We start from the raw sequence: 26,567 nt of genomic DNA, 5'->3' as shown, positions 1-26,567 counted from the left end.
ATTTCGCGTCGCGTGATCCTCATGTGCGCGAGGCATGACTGGTCCGCGCCTCGTCAACCAAGCGGGCAACCGCTTTGCGCAACAGCATCAGCTCCATCTCTGCGATCAGCATGTCGGCGTCATCGAAGCCCAGCCCATATGGCGCGAGCGCGCTTTTTCCGGCGCGCCTTGTCGCTGCGAGCAGCGTCTGCCAGGCCTCGGCAAGCAGGTGCCTGTCCTCCACGAAGTCGATGCCCATGTCGGCCGAAAGGTCGCCGGGTCCGTAGAGGACTATGTCGATGCCCTCGACTGCCAGAATTTCCTCGATATTATCGACCGCCTTACGCGACTCCAGAACTGGAATGATCAGGACGTTCGCATCGGACGCGTCCACATGCGCAGACCATCCCGCCATCCCATAGCCGCCGGCGTTACAGGCCGGGCACATGCCCCTTTTTCCACGAGGCGCATAACGGCTTGCCGCTACCGCTGAACGGGCGTCCTCGGCAGTGTCGACATGGGGGACGAGGACCCCTTGCGCACCGAGATCGAGCATCGACTGGATCAAGGTCGGGGAGTTCTCGAGGATCCGAACAAAGGGAAGAATCCCGCCTAGATTTGCCGCTCGAACGTGGTTTTCAATGTCGGCGCGTCCGAAACGGCCGTGCTCGCCGTCAATGACAACGAAATCGACGCCCGCAAGCGCCATTATATCGGTCGACGCCGGGTCGAGGGAAGAGACGAAAATGCCGAGCGGCTGCCTCCCCTGCGCCATGATCTCGATGAGGCGCGATCGCGCGATTATGCTGGTCATTAGCTCGCCTTTCAACCTGTAGGCGCATCGCGCGAGTCAGCCATGGTGGGGAGGCACCACGGGTCAGCCATGGCTCTTCCAACTAAACTCCTTACCGCCTTGCGCCTGCGCGGCTTGATAGGCGGCACGATAGGAACCATTGCGGATGTCGTCGATCACATCAAGGTGTTGAGGAGTCCAGCCGAGTTCAGAGACCGTTCGCCGCGCAATCGATCGGCTGTTGACCGCGAGCGCGATATCCACCCAGAAGCTGCCCCAAAGTTCGCACGCAGAGTCATAATCGAGGCTCCGGGTCTCGCATCCCACGACCTGCGCGACCGCTTCGGCGATGCTGCGGAAGTTGGCCTCGCCCGAAACCGTGTGATAAAGCGCGCCCGGCGTTCCCCGCTCGACGGCGAGGAGATAGCATGCCGCGAGATCGTCGACATGCACGGCCGAATAGAGGTTGAGGCCATATCCCAGATAACAGGCCTTGCCTGTTTTCCGCGCGGATTCGAAGATTTGCGGGATCTGAATGCTCCCGCCATGCCCGTAGATGAGCGGCGGCCGGATGACGTAGGTGCTCAGGCCATCACCCGAGGCCTGCCGCACCAGATCTTCGGTCTGGATCCGGACGGCACGGTTCGGACGGCACGGAAAGGGAAAGGGATCGTCTTCTGCAAAGGTTTCCTGGTTCCAGGACCCATCCTTCGACTCGATCGACAGCACGCCGCTGCCCGAGGTAAAGATAAGATGCTTGCTAGAGCCGGTGCGGCAGGCCGCGACAAGCGCCTGCATGAGCGGCGCTTCCTCTTCGAAGGGGATCATGCCGGCCATGATGACCACGTCGAAGGGATCGACAAGGGCAGCAAGGCCCGAAAGATCGGATAGGTCCCCCGGCACGGCGCTCACTCCAGCATCTTGCAGCGCTGCCTCATTGGAAGCATTTCGCGAAAGGCCGGAAACGTCGTGACCCGCCGCTTTGAAAGTGCGCGCAACGGCCGATCCAACAAATCCCGTGGCGCCTATAACGAATACCTTCATGATCTCTCCCCGATTGCGGCTGATCGCATCTGGACGAATTTTTAGCCTGATTGAGGTCGAAGGAGCAGTTTCTAGCCTTGCTCAAAGTGAGCATGACGTGCGCCGAGCGACCGTCCGGCGGGACCGGGGCGGCTGCCGCTCATGTTCATGCGATCGATTAGCGAACCCTTGTTCCTTCGGCGCCGTAATCGTCGGGAAGGCTGTAATATGGCTGATCATATATCTCGAGCATCTCGGAGGAGACATTGTCGAGGCCAATTCGCTTCGCGCGAACAACTGCCGGACGATCCGACATTTGCTTGAACCACCGGCCGACGTGCGGAAAGTCGTCGAACGACTGGCCGTGCATGCGGTGGAAAAATACCCAGCCCCAGCAAGACATGTCCGCGATGCTATAGTCGCCCGCGAGCCATTCGACGTCTCCCAGACGTCGATCCAGCACACCGTAAAGGCGAGCGGCTTCCTTTGTGAACCGCTCGCTCGCATGCTCATTGCCTTCCGGAGCATATCGGCGAAAATAATGGGCCTGGCCCGCGATCGGGCCTAGCGCGGACATTTGCCAGAAAAGCCACTCCAGCGCGACCGCCCGCTCGGCTCCCGTGGGGGCCAGGAAAAGACCGCTCTTCTCCGCCAGATAGATGAGGATCGCGCCTGATTCAAAGATGGGAAGAGGTCCCTCGGATGCCTCGGTATCCACGATCGCCGGCACCCGGCCGTTGGGGTTGATCTTGAGGAACTCCGGCGAGAACTGCGCGGAATCATGGATGTTGACGAGCTTGAGCTGATAAGGAAGCCCACACTCCTCCAACATGATTGCAACTTTCCAGGTGTTAGGCGTCGGATGGTAATATAGCTCGATCATAGTTCGGTCCGCTTTCGATTTGTCAGTGCTGCTGCCGGGGATTTGCCGGCTGCATCAGGAAATTCGGGTAGGCGCCCCCAATATTCGAGATCGTCGTGCCTTAAGCCACCGTGCCCCCATCGACGACGAGGCTTTGGCTCGTCACCATTCGAGCGCGGTCGCTGCCGAGGAAGACCACCATTTCCGCAATTTCCACTGGCTCGACCATCCTTCCCAGTTTCGCCATCGCAGATACCTGCTCGAAAAACTGGGTCGTGTCCCCGCCCCCGGTCGCGGCTTCAGCGGACCGCGCCATCATACGGCTGTTGACCGAGCCCGGATGGACAGTGTTGCATCTTATCCGACGCGGCGCGCAGTCGGCGGCGATCGAACGCATCATTCCTGCCACGGCGGCCTTGCTGGCCGAATAGGCGGCGTTACCGGGGAGAGTCATCAGCGAAGCGATCGATGAGGTGATGACGATGCACCCGCCGTCTCGCATGATCGGCAGGAAGTGTTTCGCCATCAGAAACACGCCCTTCACGTTCACAGCCATGATCCGGTCGAAGAGCGCTTCGTCAAGCTCGGCGACAGGTGCATAGGGCTGCTCGATGCCCGCATTCAGGAAGAGCAAATCGACCGGCCCCATCTTTTCGCTCACGGCCGCCGCTGCAGCTTCCACATCGCTGCTCGAAGTGACGTCTACGTGCCGGTGAAAAAAGCTTGGATGCCCCGCCGCTGCTGCGGCGATCGCGTCGGCGTCGATGTCGAGGAGCATGACGGATGCTCCCTCTTCCGCGCATCGACGCGCGGTGGCGCCTCCAATGTCACCGGCGGCCCCGGTGATGGCGACCGTCTTCCCGTCCAGCTCCAACGTCATTCTCCCTCCTTTCGATCGTTTGCGTGCGTTTGCACCGTCTGGCTGGCGGCCTGGTCTCGCGGACCAAGCTGCAGAAAGCGCCGAATGGCTGCGAACAGATCGCGCTCGAAGCTCTCGGAGAGCGTGCCAGGCAGTCTGTCGAAGCCATGAAAGCAACCCGGGTAGGTCCGCAATTCGACCGGCACCCCCGCGCGCACGAGAGCATGGCCAAAGGCGAGGCACTCGTCGACGAAGAGATCGAGCGTACCTACTCCAATGAAGGCGGCAGGCAGGGAGGAAAAGTCTTGCGCGAGTGATGGCGAGAAATAGCCCAGCTGTTCCGCCGTCAGCTCTTGCTCACCTCGCATTGCATTCCAGCCGAACTGGTTCATCGAACGAGTCCATAGAAAGTCACCGGTGAAGGGATTGGGAGACGGCTCTTGCGCCGCACCGGCCCGGCAATCCAGCATGGGGTACATCAGCAGTTGGACGCTGGGCTGCGGGCCGCCGCGGTCCCGCGCCAGGAGGCACAGGGCGGCAGCCAAGCCGCCGCCGCCGCTATCGCCCATCACTGCCACACGCCCTGTGTCGACATTCAGTTCATCGGCACTATCGAACAGCCATTTAAGGCCGTCATAACAGTCCTCCAACGGGCCAGGGAAAGGCGTCTCAGGCGCCAGCCTGTAATCCACGCTGACGACGACGACGCCAAGCTCGTCCGCGAGCCTGCCGCAATAGCCGTTCATCATGGCAGCACTGCCCATGACGAACCCGCCGCTATGGATATAGAGAATTGCTGCCCTCAGGCCTCCCGACCTGATCGCCGGCTCGAAAAGAATGAGCGGCGCCCCGGAGATAAGCCGCGGCCTAACTGGGGAGGCGTCACTAGAAGGAAGAAGGTTGATGAACATGTCGACCATGGCGCTGCGGGCCTCGCCGAGCGTTCCAGCCGTGAGTTGAAGCATCGGTATCTGCTGCAATATCTCGCGATATTCAGCGTCAACCCTGTCGATGGCCATCGTGGTCAAGCTTTTACCTTATTTTTGCGCATTCGGCTCGGTCCTGCCGGTGCGCTAGCGCCCGGCCCCACCACGATAGCATGCAGAGCCCGGCCGCGCGGGTTCGGGATACATTGAAAAAGCGCGCATTCCGTATTTTTTTCGATCGCGCGCGGAATATCGCCGGCGCTTTGCGCCAGCGCGTTCGCGGGCGGGGGACAGGAGCATGCGACGATGCTTCATTTCTGAAAGCAAATCTCATTTTTACAATATCGCCGTGAACGCGGGCGACGCCAGCGCGCGCTATCGGGGGGCTGGAGTTTTCTACACCACTGATGCCAACTGCCGTTCAGAACAAAACTATAAGGCGAACAGAGAGGGGAGTTTTATGCACAAGCGATATCTGAAGCACTCGACGGGGCTGGCGACCATCACGACCTTCGCAGTCGCGCTCATGGCCGTCTCGAGCAAGGCCGAGGCGCAATCCGGCCAGCCGCCGCAAGCCACTAGCGCCAGTGACGAGTCCGCGGGCGGTGGTGTGCAGGAAATTATCGTTACCGCGCAGAAGCGCGCTCAGAGGCTGCAGGACGTCCCTGTGGCCGTCAGCGCGTTCAACGATGCGGCGCTTGAAGAGCGCGGTATCAAGGACGTTCGGGAACTGACGAGGATCACACCAGGGCTCCAGGTGGCCCAGGGAACGGGCGTCGCGCTTCCCTTTCTGCGCGGTATCGGCAGCAATGCCTCGGCGGCCGGCAATGAATCCAGCGTCGCCGTCTATGCCGATGGCGTCTATTATACCCGCCTGCCGGTTGGCTTTCTCTCGCTCAGCAACATCGAGCGCGTCGAAGTCCTCAAAGGGCCGCAGGGCACCCTGTTCGGGCGCAACTCGTCCGGCGGCGTCATCAACATCGTAACGCCGGATCCGTCGTTTGACTTTTCCGGTCACGCCAGCCTTGGCTACGGCAATTACCAGACCTTCCAGGGCGACCTCTATGTGACTGGCGGCCTGTCGGACACCCTCGCCATGGACATCACCGTCGGTGGCACGAACCAGGCCAACGGCTGGGGTACCAATATCGCGACCGGCAATAAGGCCGGTTTCCAGAACGACTTCACGGTGCGCTCCAAATTGCTGTGGAAGCCCGGCAACAGCACCAAGGTCGTGCTCACCGGCTATTACTCGCTATCAAGGGTCAGCACCCAGGGAAATATCATGAAGGGCTATACCGGCGGCACGAGCCTACCGCCCTACGTCGTCCTTCCGCCCCTGCCCGACTTCTATGACACGCGAAACGGGATCGACGGTCGCAACATAACCAAGGGTGAGGGCGGCTCTCTCCGCATCGAGCAGGATGTGGGCTTTGGCACCCTCACGAGCACGACGGCATTTACGCGCGAGCGCGAGAAGCAGCCCGGCGTTTCAGACCTCACACCCCAGGGCGATGGTCGATACCTGCTCCACATCGGTGTGAAGCAGTTCACCCAGGAGCTTCAGCTCGCGGGCAAGCGAGGGCCGCTGACCTACGTCGCGGGCTTGTTTTACTACAATGCGCTCAGCAAATATGATCCCTCGGCCTTTAGCGGGCCGCTCTTTTCCGGGCCCGGCTTCAACGGCGTGCAGATATTCGCCAAGCAGCGGGCGAAATCCTATGCCGGCTATGGTCAAGCGACTTTGGAAGTCGCACCTGGGCTCAGCCTGACCGGGGGCTTACGCTACACGCATGAGAAAACGTCCGGCGACGGGCGAACCGCTCTCATCAACAACGGCACTGAAATCGCCAGCTTCCCCGTGCCTCCGGACTCCAAAAGTCTGGACAGACTTACCTACCGAACAGCAGTGGATTACAAGTTCACACCCGACATTCTGGGCTACGTCTCTTACAGCCGGGGCTATAAGTCGGGTGGATATAATCTGATTCCTTTCTCAGCGCCGCCGCAGCGCCCAGAAACGGTGGATGCGTATGAAGCAGGTCTCAAGACCTCCCTGTTCGACCGCCACCTGCGACTGAACGGCGCTGCCTTCTACTATCGGGTCTCCGATCCCCAGGTGCAGTTGATCAGATCCGGATCGATCATCCTGTCCAACGCAAAGAGCGCCCGCGTAAAGGGCGTGGAATTGGAGGCCGAGGCCGCTCTGTCATCGCAGTTCAGCGCGCATGGCGGTTTTACCTATCTCGACGCGACTTACAAATCCTACAACAACGCCCCTTCCGCGCCGCCTAATCCGAACACCAATCCTGCGCTGGGATATGTCGGTGGCACCATTCCTGCTATTTCCGTGGACGCAAGCGGCAATCAACTGCCGCTCTCGGCCAAATATGTCTTCAACGTGGGTGCGAGCTATACGGTTGACACAGGTCATGGCGACGCGCAACTCTCGGTCGACTATTACCACACCTCGAAGCTCTATTTCGAGCCGGACAATCTGCTGAAGCAGAACGGCTACGGTTTATTAAGCGCGCAGCTCAAATATTCGCCCACGCCAAACACCAGCATACGCTTTTGGGGGAAGAACCTGCTGGACAAGCAATATGTTTCCCTTGGCGTCACCTATGCCGGTCCGGCGGGATATCCCTATCTGCCGGGTCCGCCGCGCACCTATGGCGTGACGGGCGAGATCAAGTTCTAGTGCCAAGGGGGTCCGGTCGGTTCACAAGGGCCCGACCGGGCCTCGCCCTCTCAAATGCGGAGATGAACCTATGCTGCGTTTCTACTTTCATCACACGCCTAACCCGATGAAGGTAGGCTTGCTCCTTGAAGAACTAGGCCTGGATTATGAAACGATCCCCGTCGATATTCTGAAGGGCGATCAACACGAGCCAGCATTCAGGGCACTCAATCCCAACGGCAAGGTTCCGGTCATCGTCGATGGGGACGTCACCGTCTTCGATTCGAACGCGATCATCCTCTATCTTGCAGAAAAGCACCGTCGCTTTCTTCCTGTCGAGGAAAAGGAGCGTGGTGCCGCCCTTTCATGGCTCTTCTTTGTCGCAACCGGCCTGTCGCCCTTTTCCGGGCAGGCTGTCCACTTCCTGCGCCATGCGCCGGAAACCCTGCCTTACGCGCAGAATCGCTACCTCAAGGAAACACAGCGTCACTATCAGGTTATCGAAGACCATCTCGCGACCAACGCCTATCTGGCAGGGAACGAATATAGCATCGCGGACATGGCATTCTGGGGATGGGCCAACATGGCGCCGGTCGTCTTCGGGGATGAAGGCCTTGCCGCCTACCCCCGCGCTGCCAAGCTTCACGCTGAGATCACCGCGCGTCCGGCGGCACAGCGCGCGAACCTGATCAAGGATCGCTTCCAGCTGAAGACCGGCTTCGACGCAGAAACCCACCGGGTGATGTTCCCTCAAAACCACTGAAGGCGCCCGCGGTGATACCGCCCTTGTGGTCCAGATTGGATGCTCGTTTGCTGTCAGAGCAGGCCGAGGCACCGCGTGCGCGTGAGCGGTCGCTGGTCGTCAAGCTAAGAAGTGTCGTTGGCGGTCGCCATGTCCTGACGGGGGCGGCGGCTACGCGCCGCTTCTCTCAGGGATACCGCTTCGGCGGAGGCCCGGTTCTGGCCGTGGTGCGCCCAGGGACGCTCTCGGAGCAGTGGGAGGTTTTGCAGCATTGCACCGCTGCCGGCGTCATCATCATAGTACAGGCGGCCAACACGGGCTTGACCGGCGGCTCCACCCCTTTCGGTCATTATGATCGCGACGTCATCATCATCAACACTGGACGCCTGCGCGGCACGCATCTTCTTCGCGGAGGCGAGCAGGTTCTTTGCCTTCCGGGCACCACGCTTCACGAACTGGAGCAGACTCTCAAACCTCTCGGGCGCGAGCCCCACTCAGTGATCGGGTCGTCATGCCTTGGCGCTACTGTTATCGGCGGCATATGCAACAATTCAGGCGGAGCGCTGGTGCGCCGCGGCCCGGCCTACACCGAACTTGCTTTATATGCGCAAGTTGGAGCCGACGGCGCTTTGCGCTTGATCAACCATCTTGGGATGGAACTGGGCACGCAACCGGAGGAGATATTGGCTCGATTGGATCGGGGATGCTTCACGGACGCCAATGTCACGACCGCCGAAGGACGTGCGGCGTCGGATGCCCGCTATCGCGACCATGTACGCCAGATCGATGAGGACACGCCCGCCCGGTTCAACGCCGATCCCCTGAGATTGTTCGAGGCTGCTGGCAGCGCGGGGAAGGTTGTGCTGTTTGCGGTTCGCCTCGATACTTTTCCCGCCGACGAGCGCACCGCGACCTTTTACCTTGGGACCAACGATCCAGCGGCATTGACCAGGCTGCGCCGTCATATCCTGAGCAGCTTCTCCCATCTGCCGGTCTCGGGGGAGTATGTGCATCGTGATGCCTTCGACATTGCCGCCAGATATGGCAAGGATCTTTTCCTCGCGATCAAATATCTGGGGACGGAGAAGCTCCCCGCCCTGTTCGCTACGAAAGCCCGGCTCGACAATTGGGCGGATCGGCTTCCGTTTCTGCCACGGCAATCCAGCGATCATTTTCTTCAATGGTGCAGCAGCCTGTGGGGCGATCACCTTCCTCGCAGATTGCTCCAATTTCGTCAGCAATATGAGCATCATCTCATATTGAAGATGGCGGACGGCGGCGTCGAGGAAGCTCGAGACTATCTCGGATCTGCTTTTGCATCATCCGCGAGCGACTTTTTCGAATGCAGCCCATCGGAAGCGGCGGACGCCTTCCGCCATCGATTTGCAGTGGCTGGCGCGGCGGTCAGATATCGTGCGATGCATCAAGATTGCGTCGAAGAGATCGTGGCGATCGACTTCGCTCTTCGGCGCAATGACCAGGACTGGGTCGAGCAATTACCGGCATCCATGTCGAGTGCAATCCTGCACCGTCTTTATTACGGACACTTCTTCTGCCACGTATTTCATCATGATTATGTCATATCCAGGGGGGCCGACGCCGCGGCCGTGGAGGAAAAAATGTTGGCTCTGCTTGATCAGCGCGGCGCTGAGTATCCGGCGGAGCATAATGTCGGTCATCTTTATCATGCCAAGCAGCCGCTCGCTGAGCATTACGCGAGGCTCGACCCGCTCAACATCTTCAATCCGGGCATAGGGCGCACCGGTCGCGCCGCCAAGACTGCTACATTTACGCCCCGGGAGCGGTAGTTCAGGCAGGGCGTAACCGTCGGGCAAAAAGCGACAGTCCGAAGAAAGCAACAGGCCCGGCGGGTCTCGATGATCAATCCGCCATAGTGAATGCCACAATGAGCAACCCGGAAAGATCGCTTTTGGAGCCACCGGAATGGCAATCTGGTTCCGGCAAGCATGGCGGAGATGAACAGGTGCGATCTGGATTACTGAAGGCGGCTTACATCGGAAAAGGCCAAAATCACCGCCGTTGTTGCAGCGCCGCCTTCCGGGTGCTTCCCTTTACCGTAGCGATAAGTCTTGCGTTGATCATCGGTTCGGCCGCTCAGAGCCAGGCTATTTTTGTTCCCAAATCTGGCCCGCCGAGTGGTGAGAAGCTTTTTGGGCAGCAATGCGGAGCATGCCATTCCACCATAGCGGGAGAGATTCGTGTCGGTCCGCCGCTGGCTGGTGTCGTCGGCCGTACCGCCGGGAAGTCGCCGGGCTTCAATTACTCCAGCGCGCTTCGCTCTTCCCGGATCAAGTGGACCGACCAAACGCTCAATCTTTGGCTTGCCGACAGCAATGCTCAAGTTCCTGGCAGCGTCATGAACTATCGTCAGCCTGATGCGGCCAAGCGCCTGGCGATCATCGGATATATTAAGGGACTAAACGGCAAATGATCGATAGCCCGATTTCTTATTTGGGAGCAAGCAAGCATGGCCAAGATCATCCACTCCATGGTGCGCGTGACGGACGAACGAAAGTCCGTAGAGTTCTACAAGGAGGCCCTCGGTCTTGATGTCGCTGGACGATTTCCGTTCGATGACTTTACGCTCGTCTATCTGCGCAGCCCGGACAATGATTTCGAGCTGGAGCTGACCGTCAATCATGGGCGGGTCGAGCCCTATGCGCTCGGTGAAGGCTACGGTCACATAGCGGTCGTGAGCGATGACCTGGATGCTGAACATGCGCGTATGGAAAGCGCCGGCCTTTCGCCTCAGCCCATCAAGGAATTCAAGGACGAACGGCTGCCCGCGCGGTTCTTCTTCATCAATGATCCCGACGGCTACAAGATCGAGGTCCTGCAGAAAAATGGGCGCTACCGATAATGCGAACCTGCCGAACGGCAGGTGCGCGGTTAACATTTCGCTCGTCTGAAGGATCTTACCGGATGTCATAGGTGACCGTGTCTGTATGATGTCGTGCGTGCTTATCGCCGGGTATTTTCTCCACATCGCACTCTTCTAATTGCTCGAAGACGGATCCGAAATTCGTCTTCTTTTCACATATCGAGGCAAGGCCATGCACATTGCTGACAGGACCAGTAATTTCGACCGAAGGACATTGATTGTCGGATCGGGCACTGCCGTCCTCATGGCATCCGCAGCGACACTTTTTCCAGGCCGCGTACTCGCACAATCGGTGCCGACGGGGCTTGCCGATTCCAACTCCTTGATACGGATGGCGCGAGATCTGTTTCCGCATGACCGCCTCGGAGACGATCAGTATCAGCACGCGATCGCAACGATCGCCGACCAGCTCGCCGCCGACGCGAGCAAGAACCAGCTTCTTCGAGCCGGTGCCGCGCTGCTCGACGATGCTGCACGAAGGAAGTACGGTCGCCCATATCTCGCGATCGAGCATGAGCAGGATCGGGCCCTCGTCTTAAAGACGATTGAAAGCAGCGATTTCTTCAAGACCCTTCGGTCCGGGCTCGTCACGTCATTGTATAACCAGCAAACGCTGTGGAGCCGCTTCGGTTACGAAGGATCGTCCGCCGAAAAAGGCGGATATATCCGTCGCGGTTTCGATGACATCGATTGGCTGCCGGCCTGAACAAGGCGGAGGGACGTTTCATGACAGCGAAATTTGATCTGAATGACGACAGCGTCGTCGTCGTCGTGGGCTCGGGCGCGGGCGGCGGCACCTTGGCAAACGAGCTGGCGCAGAAGGGCATCAAGGTCGTATGCCTTGAAGCGGGGAAGCGCTACGAAATTGCCGACTTCGTCAATGACGAGTGGGAAAGTTTCGGGCAGCTCGCCTGGACAGATCGCCGAACAACATCAGGTTCCTGGCGTATCGCGACCGATTTTCCCGAGCTGCCCGCCTGGATCGTCAAAGCCGTGGGCGGCACGACCACGCATTGGGCCGGAGCGTCCTTGCGCTTCCAGGATCATGAATGGAAGGCCCGCACAACCTATGGCGACATCGCCGGCGCCGCGCTGCTCGACTGGCCAATCGACGCTGCCGAAATGGCACCGTGGTACGCCGCCGCGGAATTTCGGATGGGCACGACCGGGACCAACGGGATACCACGGCTTCCGGGCAACAATAATTTCAAGGTGTTGCACGCCGGGGCCACGAAGATCGGCTACAAGGAAGTTCATACCGGGAACATGTCGATCAACAGCCAGCCGCGCGATGGTAGAGGCGCATGCCAGCAGATCGGCTTCTGCTTCCAGGGGTGCAAGTCCGGCGCGAAATGGTCCACCCTCTATACCGAAATCCCCAAGGGCGAGGCGACGGGAAAGCTGGAGGTTCGTGCCGAATGCCACGTCCTGCGCATCGAACATGACGCGCGTGGGAGAGCCACAGCGGCGATTTACGTGGACGCGGACGGCAAGATTCAGCGGCAAAGAGCGCGGGTGGTGGCGATCGCGGGGAATTCGATAGAAAGCCCAAGGCTGCTCCTCAATTCCGCAAGCTCGCTTTTCCCGCATGGCCTAGCCAACGGCGCCGGCCATGTCGGGCGGCATTATATGCGCCATACGACCGGAACGGTCTGGGGCATTTTCGACAAGCCGGTCCACATGTACCGTGGCACCGTCATGGCTGGCATCGTGCGGGACGAGGCGCGCCACGAACCCTCGCGGGGCTATGTCGGCGGCTTCGAGATGGAGACCATTTCTCTTGGCCTCCCCTTCCTGGCCGCGTTCATGAACCCAGGCGCCTGGGGTCGCGACTTCACCTCGGCGCTCGATCGCTATGATCACATGGCAGGGCTCTGGATTGTCGGCGAAGACATGCCGCAGGCCAACAACCGTGTCACGCTCAGCAGCGAGGTCAAGGACCAGCACGGCATGCCCGTGGCCAATGTCCATTATGACGATCACGCCAATGATCTGGCGATGCGCGCCCATGCCTACAAGCAAGGAGAAGCCATCTACAATGCCGTGGGGGCAACGCGCACTATCGTCACGCCGCCCTATCCATCGACCCATAACCTTGGCACCAACCGGATGAGCGGCCGTCCGGAAGACGGCGTTGTCGACCGCTGGGGTCGGTCCCACGAGGTGAGCAATCTGTTCATCTCCGATGGTAGCCAGTTCACGACCAGTGCCGCTGAAAACCCGACCCTCACGATCGTCGCATTGGCGCTCCGCCAGGCCGAGCATCTCGCCGGTCTCATGAGCCGGAATGAAGTCTGACCTATGGCTGATACAATAACATCGACGTCGCGCTATGATCTGATCGTCGTGGGCGCTGGCTCAGGTGGGGTACGGGCCGCGCGCGTCGCGTCCAACCATGGCGCGCGCGTGGCTCTGATCGAGGAACATCGCGTCGGGGGGACATGCGTGATCCGCGGCTGCGTTCCCAAGAAGCTGCTCGTCTATGGCGCTCACTTCGCGGAGGATCTCCGCGATGCCCGTCAGTTCGGTTGGGACGTCTCTCCCTGTCGTTTCGACTGGCCGGTGCTGCGCGATCGCGTCTTGAGCGAAGTCAGCCGACTGGAAGGTCTCTATAAGTCGTCGCTGACGTCTGCCGGCGTCGAACTCGTCCATGGCCGCGCAAGGCTTGCCGATCCGAACCGCGTCGTTCTGGAGGACGGTCAGTCGCTTGAGGCTGATCGGATCCTGCTCGCTACGGGTGCATGGCCTGCACGTCCCGACTGCCCCGGCGCTGAATATGGGATCACTTCGAACGAGGTCTTCCACCTGGACGCCCTTCCCCGCCGCATCTTGATCGCGGGCGGCGGCTATATCGCCAATGAATTTGCCGGCATCTTCAACGAGTTTGGGGCCGATGTCACACTGATGACGCGCGGCGACGCGATGCTGCGTGGCTATGATGAAGAACTCTGCGGGCGTCTGCAGGACATATCGGTTGCGAAGGGTATATCCTTCCGCTTCCATGCAGCCTTCCAGCAGATAGAAAAGCGTTCCGACGGATCGCTGATCGCCCACATCGTCGGACAGGAGCCCATAGAGGCTGATGCGATCCTATTTGCGATAGGGCGGGTACCCAAAAGCTTCGACATGGGTCTGGAGGGTGCTGGCGTCGCCTTGGACGCAAATGGTGCCGTCCGGATCGACGCACAGTATCGAACCAGCCTTCCAAGCGTGTTTGCGGTAGGCGATGTCACAAATCGGGTGCAGCTCACGCCGGTGGCGATCCGCGAGGGCCAATGTTTCGCGGACGCTCAATTCGGTGGGAAGCCATCCGAAGTCGACTACGAACATATACCGAGCGCGGTGTTCAGCCATCCGCCCATGGCCGGCGTCGGCCTTACCGAAGCAAGCGCGCAAGCACTGAGCCAACCGATCAAAATCTATCGGTCCAGCTTCAAGCCGATGAAGAATGTTCTTGCCGGACGTGATGAGCGCGCCCTGTACAAGATGATCGTCGACGCCGAGAGCGAACGCGTGCTCGGCATCCATATGATAGGTCCGGATGCACCGGAATTGCTCCAGGTCGCTGCCGTGGCTGTGAAAGCGGGCCTCACCAAGGCGGCCTTCGATCAGACCGTGGCGCTGCATCCCTCAATGGCCGAGGAACTCGTGCTGCTGCGCTGAAATCGGCGCGCCTCACCTAGCGTGAGATCGCGCATCGACACTGAACAAACAGCAGGGCGCGTGAAGCGCGCCCTGCCAATTCAAGGAGCAAGATCATGAGAAGCTGGTTCATAACGGGTGCCAACCGAGGCATCGGCTTGGAGATTGCGCGCTCCGCCCTCACTGCGGGCGATCGCGTTGTCGCGGCGTCGCGCAAGCCGGAAGATGCCGCGGCCGCCCTTGGCGGTTCTGGCGACCGCCTCTTGGCCGTTCCGCTCGACGTGACGAACGCCGATCAAGCGCAAGAAGCCGTAAAGGCCGCTGTCGCTGCATTTGGCAGGATTGATGTCCTCGTCAACAATGCGGGCTTTGCTCAGATTGGTCCGTTCGAGGCGATTTCGCATGAGCAGATCCAACGGCAATTCGATACCAATGTTTTCGGAACCTTTCATGTGACTCGAGCCGCCCTCCCCATTTTGCGGGCGCAGCGCTCAGGGCACATCTTCACCATTTCGTCGCTCGTTGGCCTCGTGGGCTTTGGAAACTCCTCGCTCTACTGCGCAACCAAATTCGCTCTAGAGGGATGGTCTGAATCAATCGGCCAGGAGCTGGCAGAGTTTGGGATCAAGGTGACGCTGCTCGAGCCAGGACAGTTCCGTACCGATTTCCTCGATCAGACCTCCGTCAAGTTTTCCGGCCTTGGGATCGACGATTACAAGGCGGGTTCGGAGGCCCACAAGGCGGCGCTGGCCGGATTCAATCATCATCAGCAGGGTGATCCCTCCAAGATTGGCAAGGTCATCCTCGCAATCCTGGACGCGGAGGAAACCCCGGTGCGCGTAGCGGTTGGATCCGATGCCCTCGCTACCCTGCAGGCGCGAGGCGATACCTTTCACGCGCAAGCCGACGCGTGGCGCGCGCTCTCGCTCAGCACGGATTTCCCCTCCGCCTGACACCAGCCTACCGGCTCGGGTTTGATGATGAAGGATGCGCGCCCGCGGCGCGCCTCCCTCACTGTCAAGCGGTCGGCTGATGATAGGAATGGCGAAAGCCTCGTCGGCTGCCACGGAACAGATTGTGGGGAGGATAAGCGAGTCGCGAGGCAGCCTGGCATCCGCACAAGCGCTGCCGACATCAGCCATGATGCACGCGCGCTTTTGGACTAGCCGTGGGCTACGACGATATCCCCCAGGAAGATACCCGAACCTGACTGAATGAAGTTCGCAATATCCTGGGCGATCTCCAGTCTGGCCGCGTCGTCTGGGAAAAACTGATCCCAATCCTCAATGGTACGAAAAGAGAAATCCGCGTAGCCGCCCACGGGAGATGCGCCCTCGGACCAGGACACGACCTCATCGACCCAATTGCGTTCATATTTGGTCAGACTTGCGTGGACGCGAAGCGCTGTCGACACATGCTCATCCCAATGACGGCGCGCTTCCGCACCTGGCAGCCCGGCGCGCCAGCTGACGGGTGTCACATAGGTTAGCGCGGGGCGTGCTCCTTTGGTCCCGGCCTCCGCAAATCGCGGGTCCTTCTCCAGCATGGGGGTGACGCGATAGCTGACGAAAGCGGCGCCTCGCTTGCGCAAGAGCGGCTCTGCTAGACGAATCGTACGACGGAAATCCTCCGTGGTGACGAACCAGCTTTCGAGCAACACATGATAGGCGACTTGCGCGGGGTCGCCTGGATCGCCCCTCCGTTCCGGAGCTTGGCCAGGCGCGGATTGCGACAACCTGACCACGGCTGAGACCAGACCGACGCCGCCCTCCACAAAGCGCTGAAAATATTCCGTCGTGAACCAAGTCTGGAAAGCCTCGATATCCTCTCCAGATGGGCCGGCGACAAAGGTAGTGAATTTCATGGATGCTGCTCCGGTTTCCGGCGATCCTTGTCGCCCAAGCTATATGCTACGATATAGTCGCCTATCCTTGACCTTAAGGGCAATGAGCCTCCTGCCGCTATGACGACCATCTGACGGCCGGAGGGCGACAGATAGGTTGCAGGCGACGCGTGACCGCCTGCCGGCAGCTTCGCTTCCCACAGGAGCTTCCCGCTGGCTGTGTCGTAGGCGCGGAAATAGGCGTCCTGGCTGGCACCGATGAAGGTAAGCCCGCTGCCAGTCGTCAGCGATCCACCCTGAAGCGGCGTGCCCACGCGCAAATAGAGATGGGAGCGATAGCCCAGCGGCCCGCTCTCCTCTGCGCTCCCGATCGGCTGCGTCCAGACCAGCTTGCCCGTTCGCACATTGACTGCCGAGAGCACGCCATAAGGCGGCTGTTGGCAGGGGATGCCCAGCGGGGACAGGAACGGGTTGAGTTCGATGCCGACGGGCGTTCCTTGCTGGGCAGCCAGCGAAGGATGCCCTCCCGTCGATGTGCCGATCTTTGACCAGACAATCGGCCGTATCCCGTCACGACGGCGCTCGCTATCGGGGACGAGCCGCGCGTAAGTGGCCAAGCGCAATGTCCCGACGATCGCGACATTGCGCCTGGGATCGATCGAGACCCCGCCCCAGTTGCTTCCCCCCATATAGCCCGGATAGATGATGAAGGGGGATAGGCTCGGCGGCGTAAATTCCCCATCGAACCGGGCTTCCTTGAACCGAATCCGGCACCAGAGCTGATCGAGCGCGGTGACCCCCCACATGTCGCGTTCGGTCAGGGGCGGCCCGCTCAAGGCAGGCAGACCCGTGGAATAGGGCTGCGTGGGCGAAAGGCGTTCGCCGGCTATGATTCCGCCCTGCGGAACCGGGCGCTCGACTACCGTGGAAAGTGGCTTACCGGTTCTTCGGTCGAGGAGGAACAATTGGCCTCGCTTGGTGGGCTGCACGAGCGCCGGCACGATCGATGTGCCGCGTCGGATGTCGACTAGACTGGGCGAGAGGACATCATAGTCCCAGAGATCATGATGCACCGTCTGGAACGACCAGCGAACAGTACCGGTTCGTGCGTCCAGCGCGACGATCGAACTCCCATATTTCTCGTCGAATGGGCGGCGCCGGCCCCCGAAATGATCCGGCGGCGCCCCGCCCAGAGGGACATAGACGAGTCCCAGCGCCTCGTCGGCCGCCATCGGAGCCCAGCTGTTCGGGGTAGACGGAGTATAGGTTTCGCCATCTGGCGGCACACCCTTCCGGTCCGGACGCCCCATGTCCCATGCCCAGGAAAGCTTCCCGGTCTTGACGTCATAGGCGCGGATTACGCCGGAAGGCTCGCCCCAGAACTGGTTGTCGAAGACCCAGCCGCCAAGGACGACATTGCCCCCGACCGCCGTCGGCGCCGATGTCTGGTAATAATAGCCCGGACGCACCGGACCCATGCCTTCAAGCAGGGACACCTCGCCAGCTCTACCAAAGCCCGTACATTTTCGACCGGTATGCGCATCGAGCGCTATGAGTCTCGCATCGACCGTGTTCGTTAGAATGCGCTCCGGGCATTGCGAGTCGTCAACCTTTGCGAAAGCCAGACCGCGGCAGGCAGCTACGGGGACTTCACGAATGTCCGCACCTGATCGGAAGCGCCACCTTTCCTTCCCATTCTCGGCATCCAGCGCGATGACGTCGCTGTAGCCGGTGCAGGCGTAGAGCGTATCGCCGATCTTGAGCGGAGTCATTTCCAGGGCGGATTGCTTTCCGAGTCCGGGTGGGGTCGGCCCGACCCGATATGTCCAGGCCACCTTCAGCTTGTCGACGTTATCCGGCGTGATCTGGCCGAGTCCGCTCGATCGATGGGCGCCTGCATCGCCTCCATAATGAGCCCAATCGGCAACCGGCATATCACCGCCGGCTGAGACCGCTGCGTCCGCCGCCCCCACTCCCGCTTGAAACGCCGGGTCAACGGACGGCGATACGAAAAACCTATGCGCCAGGCCCCCGAGCGCGACCATTATCGCTATCGCGGCTATACCACCAATGCGCATGCCTCTGTTGCGATGTCGCGCAGCGGCCCGCTGGGTGCCTTCCCGTTCTGCGCTTTTCCAGAACATCAGCGGGATGCCGAGTACGAAGGGCGGGATGATGCGTGGGGCGAGCGCCCATCCATTGGCCCCCGCTTCACCAACCGCCCAGGCGATCGTCGCCAGCAGCATGATGGCGTAGACCCCGACGCCCTCACGCCGCCGCATGGCGACCAGAGCGCCCGCGATCAGAGTGGCTCCTCCGGCAAGCGCGTAGTAGAAGGAGCCACCGAGCCAGATAAGCCTGATCCCGCCGAGCAGCAGAGCACCGCCCACAAGGGCGAGGACAGCCGCATAGGCGAGGATCATTCCGCGAAGGGCGAGCCCTGCCGGCCGCCTGCCGCTGGCTTTGGCGCCAGCCTGATGTGGGGAGCGGATTTCACCATCAGCCATTATCGCGAGCTTTCTCTACCGGTGGCGCGGCTTCACGGTCTGATGAAGCCGGTTTTGGATCATGGAGACACAGCACCGCACCGGACGATGCATTTCCAAGCCCGCGATCGCCGTCGGATCGAAACGGCTGTGCGCGCCAGCTTTGCAGAATAGTCCAGGTTCTTCAGAGCTGCCGACGTAGCCAGGCTGTCGAAAGACCCACAAATCGCAGGATGCGCGAGCGGCTCAGACTAAGGCATGGTCTTGCGCCTGGGGGATCAGACGATCGCGGCCGCGACCGTGCCCCTCGCCGCGAAATAGCCATAGGAAGGATCATCGGGCGCACGTGTCCCTCGGACAAGTTGTTGGACAAGTCCGTCGGCCATCTGCTCGACCACGGGATCGACGCGGTTCCAGTCTCCGATAACCTGGCGATGTGCGATTTTCCAAACGCCATTGCGGCATTCGAAGCGGTCGAGATAGCGGCCGCACCCCGCAAGATCGAACAGTCCCCCGTCCCGCTCGAAACGCATGATGACCTGGACATAGGTCTCGACCGCAGCCTTGTCCCCATCAAGTTCGATATAGATGTTGGTGATGTAGTGAGACGTCCAGAGGAAATGATTGCTCTGCGTGTCGATCGCCCATTCGACGAACTCCGCCGCCGGGCCATTGAAGCTGCCGTGCGCGTCCCACCCGTCCTCATGATAGGCGGAAAGGGCGAGAGCTCGGTCACAGCGATCGAGCGCTCTTGCGAGCTGCGCCAGCACCTGATGAATGTCCGCGCGCGCCTTCAGCTCCCGCAAAACCGCCGCGTCCTCTAAATTCGCCACCATCCGCTGCCCTCGCCCATTTAATTCGTCCTTAGACACGGGTCTGACAGTCCCGCCCCAGGAAGGAAAGCTGTGGCGGGTTCGCCAGATCGTACAAAAATTCAGAAAAGCGGCGCTGCGAGGGGTCTGAGACGCCATGCGCACTTGTGCAATGGACTGATCGTTTTGCCACAAAAGCAAAACTCATCGGATATGCAGCGGACGTGTAGCGTGGTGCTGCGGACAGGCATTTGGGACAGCCAGAAGCTCCAATAGGACGCTGCTGAGAGGAGAACGGGATGGCTGAACCTGAGGTACCGGCAAAAAGCCCTTTAATACGAGCGCGGACATGCACGGCGCCTCTCATCCGCTCCAAGTCGGCCGCCGCCGGAGGGTTCGGTGGCCCAGGAGACGGGCTGCGGAAGTTCGTCGGGCGGCCAAGCAATCACGTCTAGGCTTCGTACCGCGCAGCAGACCGGGATCTTTCTCAGTCGCTGTTCCGAACTCCAACCCTTAAGCCCAGCATCTTAAACCAGACAAGGACCGAAAGATGGCCGTCAACCTGAACCGGATTTACCACATCAACATCAACGTCAAGGACCTGGATCGCTCGATCGCCTTCTATGAATCACTGGGCTTCCATGTCACGGCCCGCTTCGAGATGGAGGGGGAACTCGGGGAACGCAACGCCAGCGCTTTCGGCGTGCCTTTCAATCCGATCAAAGCCGCGTTCATGAAGTTGGGCAATACGCCCCAATCGATGCTCATCGACCTGTGCCAGCATCTCGATCCGCCGACCGAGGGAACGCCGGTCCAATCCCTTCACCATGCGGGCTTCGTTCGCATGGCCTTCCACGTCGACAATATCGAAGAGGTTTATCGGGAACTGCTGGACATGGGGGTCACGATGCTTGGCCCTCTGGAATTCATGACGCCCCCAGGCGGCACCCGCTCGGGCGTGTTTGCTTTCTACGATCCCGATGGGACCATCCTCGAGGTTTTGACCGGGGTCGAGCACATGGCCGGCTAAATCGGAGGCAAGTCGGCGCTGTGCCGGATTGGGGGGCTGATATGGGCGAGGTTTCGTACCGCAGAGCCTGGTTGAGAAGCTGGGCAGCCCCCATAGCCGATGCCCTTCCCTGCTGGGATGGGGGACAGAGGCTTGCTGAACCAGCGGCTCGGCCGCCAACTGACTGACGAGCTGGACCCCGCGGATTCCCGGCGGAGGAATGTGCGCACGCGTCTCGCAAACCAGACATGCCGCTGGCACATCCAACAATCGGCTCACAGCCGAGGCTGTCAACGCCGATGTACCGGTAGCGCGCGGACGTCGTCTGCTCATCACCTGCTTATGGGCTCATGCCCGGCACCGAAAGGGGATCGTCAGACCGTGGCTCCGCCGTCGACGACCAATACCGTACCCGTTATGTAGCTTGCCTCATCGGAGGCCAAAAACACAGTCGCCTGCGCGATCTCAGCCGCACGAGCATAGCGGCCAAGGGTAATCGAGCGGCCATAAGCCTCACCCGCTTCGGCAAGGAACTGCTGGGCCTGTGGCCCGACCGTCCCTATCGCTTTGGTAGAAGACTGCAGAAAGTTCGTCTCCGTTGCACCGGGCGCCACGGCGTTCACTCTCACGCCGCGAGATCCCACCTCGTGCGCCGCCTGACGCGTCAAGCTGATGACCGCGCCCTTCGCCGCAGCATAAGGCGATCCGCCGCCGCCTGCCTTCAATCCGGCGGTTGACGCCATGTTGACGATGGAGCCCGAGCCGGCCGGAAGCATATGCTTGAGAGCGCTTTGCATCATGAACGCCACGGCTCGGACGTTTACGTTGAATATGCGATCCCATATCTCTGGCGCGACTTCTTCTACCGGTGAGAAGAGGTCCATCACGCCGGCAATGTTCGCGAGGACATCCAGCTTTCCGAAGCGCGCAACGACCTGGTCGACGACGGCATCCATCCTGGCGATCTCAGTGACATCGGCGGGGATTGCCAGAACGTCTTTACCGCCGATGGCCGCGGCGGCAGTCGTCACGGCATCGGCATCATAATCCAGCAGGGCCAGGCGAGCCCCTTCGGCCGCGGCTACCCGAGCCACGGCGCTGCCGATGCCATTGCCCGCTCCCGTAATCAGCAGGACTTTGCCATCCAGCCGTGCGCCGCTGCGCGCCAACACCCGATCCTGGTCCACTGCCCGATCCTTTCATTGAAACTTCGTTATCCGATCTGAGGAATAGGCCCCGTCCTCGGATACCCTCCGACGTTCGCAAGGCCGCGCCTGCGGCTAGAAGCTAAAATCGACCGCTATGCCATATTTGCGCGGCGGGGCCGGCATCCAAGGATAGCCCGCGACCCCTTCCTGCGTGGACGCACTCGCGGCGTATTTTTGGCCGGTAAGATTCTTGCCCCAGATCCTCACACCGAGATTCTTGGTCGGCATATATTTCAGCTGCGCATTGACGATGCTGTATTTGCCCTGATGAAGGAAATTATCAGGCTCAAAATAGAAGCCGTCATTGTAATAATAGTCAGCGGTCAGCTGCCAATCGCCGTGCGATGTCTCGAGGATGTAGTCGAAGCCAAGGTTGGCGGTGAACTTAGATGCGTAAGGTGTCTGGTTCCCCTTGGCATCGATGGACAACAAAGGCGAGATGGTGCCTCCGACAGGGCCAAGCGCCGGATTCGTATTCGGATTGGGCGGGCCGCTCGGCGCATTCTGGTAATCGGTATACTTCGGATCGAGATAGGTCGCGCCAAATCGGGCTGTGAGACCCTTTGTGACGGCGACCTGTCCTTCCAATTCGACGCCCTTGATCCGCGCGCCCTGCGCATTGGAAAGCAGGATCGTGCCGTTCGCGATCAGCAGCACCTGCGGATCGGTAATGTCATAGTAAAAGGCCGACGCATTTATTCGCAATCGACGATCGAACAGCTCGGACTTGATGCCGATCTCATAGGCGTCCAGGACCTCCGGGTCGGTCGGAACGGGCGTATAGGTCAGCAGATTATACTGCCCCGACTTATACCCTCGGCTGAACGAGGCATAGGCAAGAACATTATCCTTTACCTGATAATCGATTGCCGTCTTGAAGGTCAGCTTCTTGAAAGTTTTTGAATCCTCCGGGAAGTCGACAGCGACGATCGGAGGATTGGTCAGCAAGGTGATGACACTATCCGCCTTGATTTTGTCTATGGTGTAGCGAAGTCCGCCGGTCAGTTTCAGCCGGGGAGCAACCTCGTAAGTCGCTTGGCCAAAGGCGGCGTACGAGACCGATCGTTGCTCGGCGGGTGCGTTCAGACCGGGACCGAAGGGCAGTCCCCGGAAGAAGGTTCCTTTGTCATATTGGCTGATGTTGTTATAATAGTAGAGACCCAGGATCCAGTTGAGACGTTGCGATCCCTGGCCTTGCAGTTGAAGCTCTTGCGTGAACTGCTTCACCGTCGAGGGAAGATCGACACGAAAATTGGGTGCCGGGTCGTATATCCCGTCGGCGACGCCGACCTCATCCTCCCGGATATAAGCGGAGATGCTGACCAGCCGCGCGAAAGAGAGCTCCTGCTCGGCTTTCAGCGTGAGCGAGAAGGTCTCCGACTCATAATGCATGCCCTCGTTGTCGCGCACATTGTAATAGCCAATGTCGGACTGGCGAAACAATGTGTAGGGGGGCTCGAGCGTTCCCTGAGTGGTACCCGGGTAGGTGCCGCCTTGCGCCGACACGTTCGACCAGGAGTATAGGCCGGTCAGGAGGAAGCGCGTCGTGTCAGATGGCTCGAACAACAGCTTGGACCGGACGAGAATGCTATCCTCATAGCCGTTCTTCTTACCGGTCGTCACGTTGCGGCCATACCCGCCGTCCGTCTTCCCGCTGACCGCAATGTCGGCGGCCAGCCTGTCCGTAAGGCCCGTCGTGGCATAGATATTCGCTGCGAACGCATCAAAGCGACCATAGCCGATACTGCCCCTCACCGCGCCGGTATGAGACGGATCCTTCGTGATGAGGTGAATGACGCCGCCGCTGGAATTACGGCCGAACAATGTGCCCTGCGGACCCTTGAGCACTTCGATGCGGTCAATATTGTTAAGGTCCAGAAACCCGGTTCGAAGACGCGAATAATACACGCCGTCGAGATAAACGGCCACACTCGATTCACTTCCGACCGCGTTGGCGTTGCTTCCCACGCCGCGCAGATAAGGAAGGACGACGCTGGCCGAGTTGGCAAGCTGGATGCCTGGCATTGATATCGCGATATCGGTGATATTGTCGATGCCACGAGACTCCAGGGCACCACTGTTGAAGGTGGTGATGGCGAGCGGGACTTTCTGCTGGTTCTCCTCGCGCTTCTGCGCGACCACCACGATCTCCTGCAGTTGCCCGTCGGTGCTTGCTGCTTCTTGTGCGAATGCCGGAAAGCCAGATACGATAGCCAGCATGCAGACACTGCCGCGCAGATACCATCGAGCCACACCGTTTCCCATGGTCATTCCTCCCCTCGATTATGAGCCGTCAGTTATTAGGCTTGAGCCATACTGATATCGCCGCTATCCGGGCGCTCCTGCCGCTTACCGGACTGAGCGATCGAAACGTCCCACTTCAGCCAGAGGCTTGTGATAGCGTTCTGCTGCGACGCGCTCATGATTGGCGGTCGTGCTTCGTCCACATGGAAGTCCGGGATGCGGGCAAGCCATTCCTCCAGGAAGATCGTCACCTCCCGCCGAGCAAGTATCGCGCCGGCGCAAGTGTGTGGACCGGCCCCAAAGGTGATGTGTCGGGGATTACGGGTGAAGTCGACCTCATCTGGTCGTTCAAGCGTATCTTCATTCATATTGAAGAAGGTGGGAGAAAGCAGAATGCGATCGCCTCTCTTCAAGATCACACCTTCGTGGCAGTAGTCGACGGCTAGCACTCGTGCGACATTAGAGCCGGTGTAGCGGCGCAGGAGCTCCTGAACGATGCCGCCCATCCGGGATGGATTTTCGCGGATATAGAGCCGGTCCGCCGGATGTCTTGCGAGGTGCAGCGTGATGAAGCTCAGCATCATGGCCACGGTGTCGAGCCCCGCGAACAACAGCAGCGTCAAGGTCGAGATCACCTCTTCCTCGGAATATGGACGCCCGCCGATCGTCGATCCGATTATACGGGATACCCCGTCGCTGCCTGGGCATTTGCGGCGATAGTCGATCGCCGCGGTCAGATACTCGTTGATGCCGGACAGAGCGGCCGTCTTTGAAGCGATTTCGGGAGAAGTTATGAAATCCTCGACGAGGCCTCGCAGGAGTTTGAGATCGGAGGCCGGGAGCCCCATGATGTGCAGGAAGATCCTCAGTGGAAGCTGCAGCGCGAACTGGGACACGAACTCGCATTCACCCTCTCCGAGAAACGCATCGATCAGCGAAATAGTCAGTGATCGCACATCTCCATCGATGGACTCGATCGCTTTCGGGCTGAACAGCGGCATGATGTTTGCGCGATACTTGCCATGCTCCGGGGGATCGCTTTGCGCTGGCAGAAAGCGGCTCGGACCAGGATTGGGAAGCACTATCTGCGCGCTGGAAAATATCTCGGTCGCACGAAGAAAGCGGAAAACATCCGCGCCGTTTGTCGCAACCCAATGGCCACCGTTGCGGGGAGAATAGACAAGCGGCCCCTTGCCGCTGAAAATGCGCCATGCGAGCTGCGGATCAACCACCGCGCCAGGCATATTGTAAAAATCGACGTCAACAACGAGTTCGGTCGGTACGTGCGGCGGCAGGGTGAACTTGTCGGCCATGCGAAGCGCGTCCTCCTCTCCAAAGGCTGCCAGCTCATTTTTTCGTTGCTGACGCGAGCGCTGGTCCTCTTGCTAAGGGAGGCAATTTTGGCCCGCAACATGCGTGCACAGAACGCGAAAGAGATGATCGGAAAGCCGAGACTGTCGTCTTGAAATCAAGTTGCCTGCGCACATCGGGTCTCGTCGCGCTGCGGCAGAACTGAGTTCGCGCCGGCACTGCCACGATGCCCCCTCAACGCTCGGACGCGTTGAGTAAGCATTCTGATCCTCGCCGTGAGCCACCGGCCGCGGGTTTGCGGATGAACCCAGGATCAGTCCCCCTTCCTTCTCGCCGATCAACATTTTTTATGCTGCTCTAGCGGGTCGCGCGACCTTGGGGCTGCTTCGATCATGGCGCGTTCCGCATTGATTGACGACGCATAGAGGAAGGGCAGGCCCACGCTGACAAAGGCCGGTGGCCATATCCCAGACTACCAGCTGCTCTGCTGACGCTGCCCTATGTCTGCGCTCCCTGCGCCGGGAGGCTCGCAGTAAGTGCAAACATTGCCCTATGGGGCTTGTGTAGCTTTGGCATGAACGAAGTTCTCGGGTGCATCCCAGAAAGGTGGCCTCGGCGGATCCGTGGCGTCTCGACCCGCTGCGATGCCTCGTTGCACCGCGGGCCGGTCATACATGGCAAAGTACCACCTCGCGATATTGGGGAAATCGTCGAGTTGCTGCCCATGCATGCGATGAAAGTAGACCCAGCCCCAGCTTGCCATGTCGGCAATGCCATATTGATCCCCCGCGAGCCACTCGGCGACCCCCAGGCGCCGGTCGAGGACCCCATAAAGTCGTGTGCTCTCCTTGGTGAAGCGCCCCTTGCCATAGTCGTTGCCCTCGGGAGCCGAACGCATGAAGTGGTGCGTCTGTCCCGCCATTGGTCCCAAGCCACCCATCTGCCAGAACAGCCACTCGAGCGCCGAAACACGCGCCGGGCCGGAAGGCGCCAGAAACTTGCCCGTTTTCTCGGCGAGATAAACGAGGATCGCCCCGGATTCGAATACCGATTGCGGCCCTCCGGGCGCATCATGATCGACAATTGCAGGCACGCGGTTGTTCGGGCTGATCGCAAGGAAGTCCGGGGCGAACTGCTCGTTGTCCATGATGTTGATCGGCTTCAGCCGATAAGGAAGCCCGCACTCTTCCAGCATGATGCTGGCCTTCCAGGTGTTGGGCGTGGGATAATAATAGAGATCGATCAT

Annotated in this window: 22 protein-coding genes; 10 read left to right on the top strand and 12 right to left on the bottom strand. The window is 60.1% G+C overall.

The window, feature by feature from the left end:
• Nucleotides 1-19: 19 nt before the first annotated feature.
• The 5 genes from GQY20_RS23215 to GQY20_RS23195 all read right to left on the bottom strand — a co-directional run bounded on the left by GQY20_RS23215 (nucleotide 20) and on the right by GQY20_RS23195 (nucleotide 4,535).
• A complete protein-coding gene (locus tag GQY20_RS23215; RefSeq protein ID WP_157219522.1) occupies nucleotides 20-793 on the bottom strand; it encodes an HpcH/HpaI aldolase family protein in 774 nt (257 codons plus the stop codon).
• Nucleotides 794-856: 63 nt separating this feature from the next.
• Nucleotides 857-1,816, bottom strand: a complete 960-nt coding sequence (locus tag GQY20_RS23210) for an NAD-dependent epimerase/dehydratase family protein (RefSeq protein WP_157219521.1) — start codon at nucleotides 1,814-1,816, stop codon at nucleotides 857-859.
• A 157-nt stretch (nucleotides 1,817-1,973) separates the two neighbouring features.
• Nucleotides 1,974-2,678 carry a glutathione S-transferase family protein gene (locus GQY20_RS23205; protein WP_157219520.1) on the bottom strand — a complete coding sequence of 235 codons (705 nt, stop codon included), beginning with the start codon at nucleotides 2,676-2,678 and terminating at the stop codon, nucleotides 1,974-1,976.
• A 100-nt stretch (nucleotides 2,679-2,778) separates the two neighbouring features.
• Entirely contained in the window at nucleotides 2,779-3,537 is a 759-nt protein-coding gene (locus GQY20_RS23200; protein WP_157219519.1) for an SDR family NAD(P)-dependent oxidoreductase, read from the bottom strand.
• On the bottom strand, nucleotides 3,534-4,535 hold the full coding sequence (locus tag GQY20_RS23195; protein WP_157219518.1) for an alpha/beta hydrolase: 1,002 nt from the start codon (nucleotides 4,533-4,535) through the stop codon (nucleotides 3,534-3,536). The genes GQY20_RS23200 and GQY20_RS23195 overlap by 4 nt, the downstream gene beginning before the upstream one ends.
• A 205-nt stretch (nucleotides 4,536-4,740) precedes the next feature.
• Between GQY20_RS23195 and GQY20_RS23190 the strand changes: the two genes are divergently transcribed.
• The 9 genes from GQY20_RS23190 to GQY20_RS23150 all read left to right on the top strand — a co-directional run bounded on the left by GQY20_RS23190 (nucleotide 4,741) and on the right by GQY20_RS23150 (nucleotide 15,361).
• On the top strand, nucleotides 4,741-7,143 hold the full coding sequence (locus GQY20_RS23190; protein ID WP_157219517.1) for a TonB-dependent receptor: 2,403 nt from the start codon (nucleotides 4,741-4,743) through the stop codon (nucleotides 7,141-7,143).
• 70 nt (nucleotides 7,144-7,213) lie between these two features.
• Entirely contained in the window at nucleotides 7,214-7,885 is a 672-nt protein-coding gene (locus GQY20_RS23185; protein WP_198351152.1) for a glutathione S-transferase family protein, read from the top strand.
• Nucleotides 7,886-7,932: 47 nt separating this feature from the next.
• Nucleotides 7,933-9,672, top strand: coding sequence for a D-lactate dehydrogenase (dld, locus tag GQY20_RS23180; RefSeq protein ID WP_232476207.1), 1,740 nt, complete (start codon nucleotides 7,933-7,935; stop codon nucleotides 9,670-9,672).
• A 98-nt stretch (nucleotides 9,673-9,770) separates the two neighbouring features.
• Nucleotides 9,771-10,316 carry a c-type cytochrome gene (locus GQY20_RS23175; protein ID WP_157219516.1) on the top strand — a complete coding sequence of 182 codons (546 nt, stop codon included), beginning with the start codon at nucleotides 9,771-9,773 and terminating at the stop codon, nucleotides 10,314-10,316.
• Nucleotides 10,317-10,352: 36 nt separating this feature from the next.
• Entirely contained in the window at nucleotides 10,353-10,745 is a 393-nt protein-coding gene (locus GQY20_RS23170) for a VOC family protein (protein WP_157219515.1), read from the top strand.
• Nucleotides 10,746-10,938: 193 nt separating this feature from the next.
• Complete coding sequence (locus GQY20_RS23165) at nucleotides 10,939-11,472, top strand: gluconate 2-dehydrogenase subunit 3 family protein (protein WP_157219514.1); 534 nt, start codon at nucleotides 10,939-10,941, stop codon at nucleotides 11,470-11,472.
• The gene (locus GQY20_RS23160) at nucleotides 11,457-13,064 is read left to right on the top strand and encodes a GMC family oxidoreductase (RefSeq protein ID WP_232476206.1); all 1,608 of its coding nucleotides are present in this window, start codon (nucleotides 11,457-11,459) and stop codon (nucleotides 13,062-13,064) included. The genes GQY20_RS23165 and GQY20_RS23160 overlap by 16 nt, the downstream gene beginning before the upstream one ends.
• Nucleotides 13,065-13,067: 3 nt before the next feature.
• Nucleotides 13,068-14,429 (top strand): glutathione-disulfide reductase, encoded by a 1,362-nt coding sequence (gene gorA, locus GQY20_RS23155; protein WP_157219513.1) that lies wholly within the window; start codon nucleotides 13,068-13,070, stop codon nucleotides 14,427-14,429.
• Between the two features lie 95 nt (nucleotides 14,430-14,524).
• Nucleotides 14,525-15,361: an SDR family NAD(P)-dependent oxidoreductase gene (locus tag GQY20_RS23150; RefSeq protein WP_198351151.1), complete on the top strand. Its 837-nt coding sequence runs from the start codon at nucleotides 14,525-14,527 to the stop codon at nucleotides 15,359-15,361.
• 209 nt (nucleotides 15,362-15,570) lie between these two features.
• Here the strand turns inward: GQY20_RS23150 and GQY20_RS23145 are convergent, their stop codons facing one another.
• The 3 genes from GQY20_RS23145 to GQY20_RS23135 all read right to left on the bottom strand — a co-directional run bounded on the left by GQY20_RS23145 (nucleotide 15,571) and on the right by GQY20_RS23135 (nucleotide 19,573).
• Nucleotides 15,571-16,272, bottom strand: coding sequence for an EthD domain-containing protein (locus GQY20_RS23145; RefSeq protein WP_157219512.1), 702 nt, complete (start codon nucleotides 16,270-16,272; stop codon nucleotides 15,571-15,573).
• The gene (locus GQY20_RS23140; protein ID WP_157219609.1) at nucleotides 16,269-18,674 is read right to left on the bottom strand and encodes a membrane-bound PQQ-dependent dehydrogenase, glucose/quinate/shikimate family; all 2,406 of its coding nucleotides are present in this window, start codon (nucleotides 18,672-18,674) and stop codon (nucleotides 16,269-16,271) included. Before GQY20_RS23140 ends, GQY20_RS23145 begins: the two co-directional genes overlap by 4 nt.
• Nucleotides 18,675-19,015: 341 nt before the next feature.
• Nucleotides 19,016-19,573, bottom strand: coding sequence for a nuclear transport factor 2 family protein (locus GQY20_RS23135; protein ID WP_157219511.1), 558 nt, complete (start codon nucleotides 19,571-19,573; stop codon nucleotides 19,016-19,018).
• A 526-nt stretch (nucleotides 19,574-20,099) separates the two neighbouring features.
• Here GQY20_RS23135 and GQY20_RS23130 point away from each other — a divergent pair.
• Nucleotides 20,100-20,579: a VOC family protein gene (locus GQY20_RS23130; RefSeq protein WP_157219510.1), complete on the top strand. Its 480-nt coding sequence runs from the start codon at nucleotides 20,100-20,102 to the stop codon at nucleotides 20,577-20,579.
• 353 nt (nucleotides 20,580-20,932) lie between these two features.
• Here the strand turns inward: GQY20_RS23130 and GQY20_RS23125 are convergent, their stop codons facing one another.
• From GQY20_RS23125 to GQY20_RS23110, 4 genes are all read right to left on the bottom strand, one after another.
• On the bottom strand, nucleotides 20,933-21,745 hold the full coding sequence (locus GQY20_RS23125; RefSeq protein ID WP_157219509.1) for an SDR family NAD(P)-dependent oxidoreductase: 813 nt from the start codon (nucleotides 21,743-21,745) through the stop codon (nucleotides 20,933-20,935).
• A gap of 93 nt (nucleotides 21,746-21,838) precedes the next feature.
• Complete coding sequence (locus tag GQY20_RS23120; protein WP_157219508.1) at nucleotides 21,839-24,031, bottom strand: TonB-dependent receptor; 2,193 nt, start codon at nucleotides 24,029-24,031, stop codon at nucleotides 21,839-21,841.
• 35 nt (nucleotides 24,032-24,066) lie between these two features.
• Complete coding sequence (locus GQY20_RS23115) at nucleotides 24,067-25,323, bottom strand: cytochrome P450 (protein ID WP_157219507.1); 1,257 nt, start codon at nucleotides 25,321-25,323, stop codon at nucleotides 24,067-24,069.
• A gap of 548 nt (nucleotides 25,324-25,871) precedes the next feature.
• Nucleotides 25,872-26,567: a glutathione S-transferase family protein gene (locus tag GQY20_RS23110; protein WP_157219506.1), complete on the bottom strand. Its 696-nt coding sequence runs from the start codon at nucleotides 26,565-26,567 to the stop codon at nucleotides 25,872-25,874.

Source organism: Flavisphingomonas formosensis, from assembly GCF_009755815.1.
Classification (GTDB): domain Bacteria; phylum Pseudomonadota; class Alphaproteobacteria; order Sphingomonadales; family Sphingomonadaceae; genus Flavisphingomonas; species Flavisphingomonas formosensis.
Note: the sequence above shows the minus strand (reverse complement) of the source record. Positions and strands in the feature narration are given on the sequence as shown.

Excerpts from the sequence above, each read along its gene's own strand:
- GQY20_RS23215 (WP_157219522.1), bottom strand. The coding sequence starts at position 793 with ATGACCAGCATAATCGCGCGATCGCGCCTCATCGAGATCATGGCGCAG.
- GQY20_RS23210 (WP_157219521.1), bottom strand. The coding sequence starts at position 1,816 with ATGAAGGTATTCGTTATAGGCGCCACGGGATTTGTTGGATCGGCCGTT.
- GQY20_RS23205 (WP_157219520.1), bottom strand. The coding sequence starts at position 2,678 with ATGATCGAGCTATATTACCATCCGACGCCTAACACCTGGAAAGTTGCA.
- GQY20_RS23200 (WP_157219519.1), bottom strand. The coding sequence starts at position 3,537 with ATGACGTTGGAGCTGGACGGGAAGACGGTCGCCATCACCGGGGCCGCC.
- GQY20_RS23195 (WP_157219518.1), bottom strand. The coding sequence starts at position 4,535 with ATGGCCATCGACAGGGTTGACGCTGAATATCGCGAGATATTGCAGCAG.
- GQY20_RS23190 (WP_157219517.1), top strand. The coding sequence starts at position 4,741 with ATGCGACGATGCTTCATTTCTGAAAGCAAATCTCATTTTTACAATATC.
- GQY20_RS23185 (WP_198351152.1), top strand. The coding sequence starts at position 7,214 with ATGCTGCGTTTCTACTTTCATCACACGCCTAACCCGATGAAGGTAGGC.
- GQY20_RS23175 (WP_157219516.1), top strand. The coding sequence starts at position 9,771 with ATGAGCAACCCGGAAAGATCGCTTTTGGAGCCACCGGAATGGCAATCT.
- GQY20_RS23170 (WP_157219515.1), top strand. The coding sequence starts at position 10,353 with ATGGCCAAGATCATCCACTCCATGGTGCGCGTGACGGACGAACGAAAG.
- GQY20_RS23165 (WP_157219514.1), top strand. The coding sequence starts at position 10,939 with ATGCACATTGCTGACAGGACCAGTAATTTCGACCGAAGGACATTGATT.
- gorA (WP_157219513.1), top strand. The coding sequence starts at position 13,068 with ATGGCTGATACAATAACATCGACGTCGCGCTATGATCTGATCGTCGTG.
- GQY20_RS23150 (WP_198351151.1), top strand. The coding sequence starts at position 14,525 with ATGAGAAGCTGGTTCATAACGGGTGCCAACCGAGGCATCGGCTTGGAG.
- GQY20_RS23145 (WP_157219512.1), bottom strand. The coding sequence starts at position 16,272 with ATGAAATTCACTACCTTTGTCGCCGGCCCATCTGGAGAGGATATCGAG.
- GQY20_RS23140 (WP_157219609.1), bottom strand. The coding sequence starts at position 18,674 with ATGATCCTCGCCTATGCGGCTGTCCTCGCCCTTGTGGGCGGTGCTCTG.
- GQY20_RS23135 (WP_157219511.1), bottom strand. The coding sequence starts at position 19,573 with ATGGTGGCGAATTTAGAGGACGCGGCGGTTTTGCGGGAGCTGAAGGCG.
- GQY20_RS23130 (WP_157219510.1), top strand. The coding sequence starts at position 20,100 with ATGGCCGTCAACCTGAACCGGATTTACCACATCAACATCAACGTCAAG.
- GQY20_RS23120 (WP_157219508.1), bottom strand. The coding sequence starts at position 24,031 with ATGGGAAACGGTGTGGCTCGATGGTATCTGCGCGGCAGTGTCTGCATG.
- GQY20_RS23115 (WP_157219507.1), bottom strand. The coding sequence starts at position 25,323 with ATGGCCGACAAGTTCACCCTGCCGCCGCACGTACCGACCGAACTCGTT.
- GQY20_RS23110 (WP_157219506.1), bottom strand. The coding sequence starts at position 26,567 with ATGATCGATCTCTATTATTATCCCACGCCCAACACCTGGAAGGCCAGC.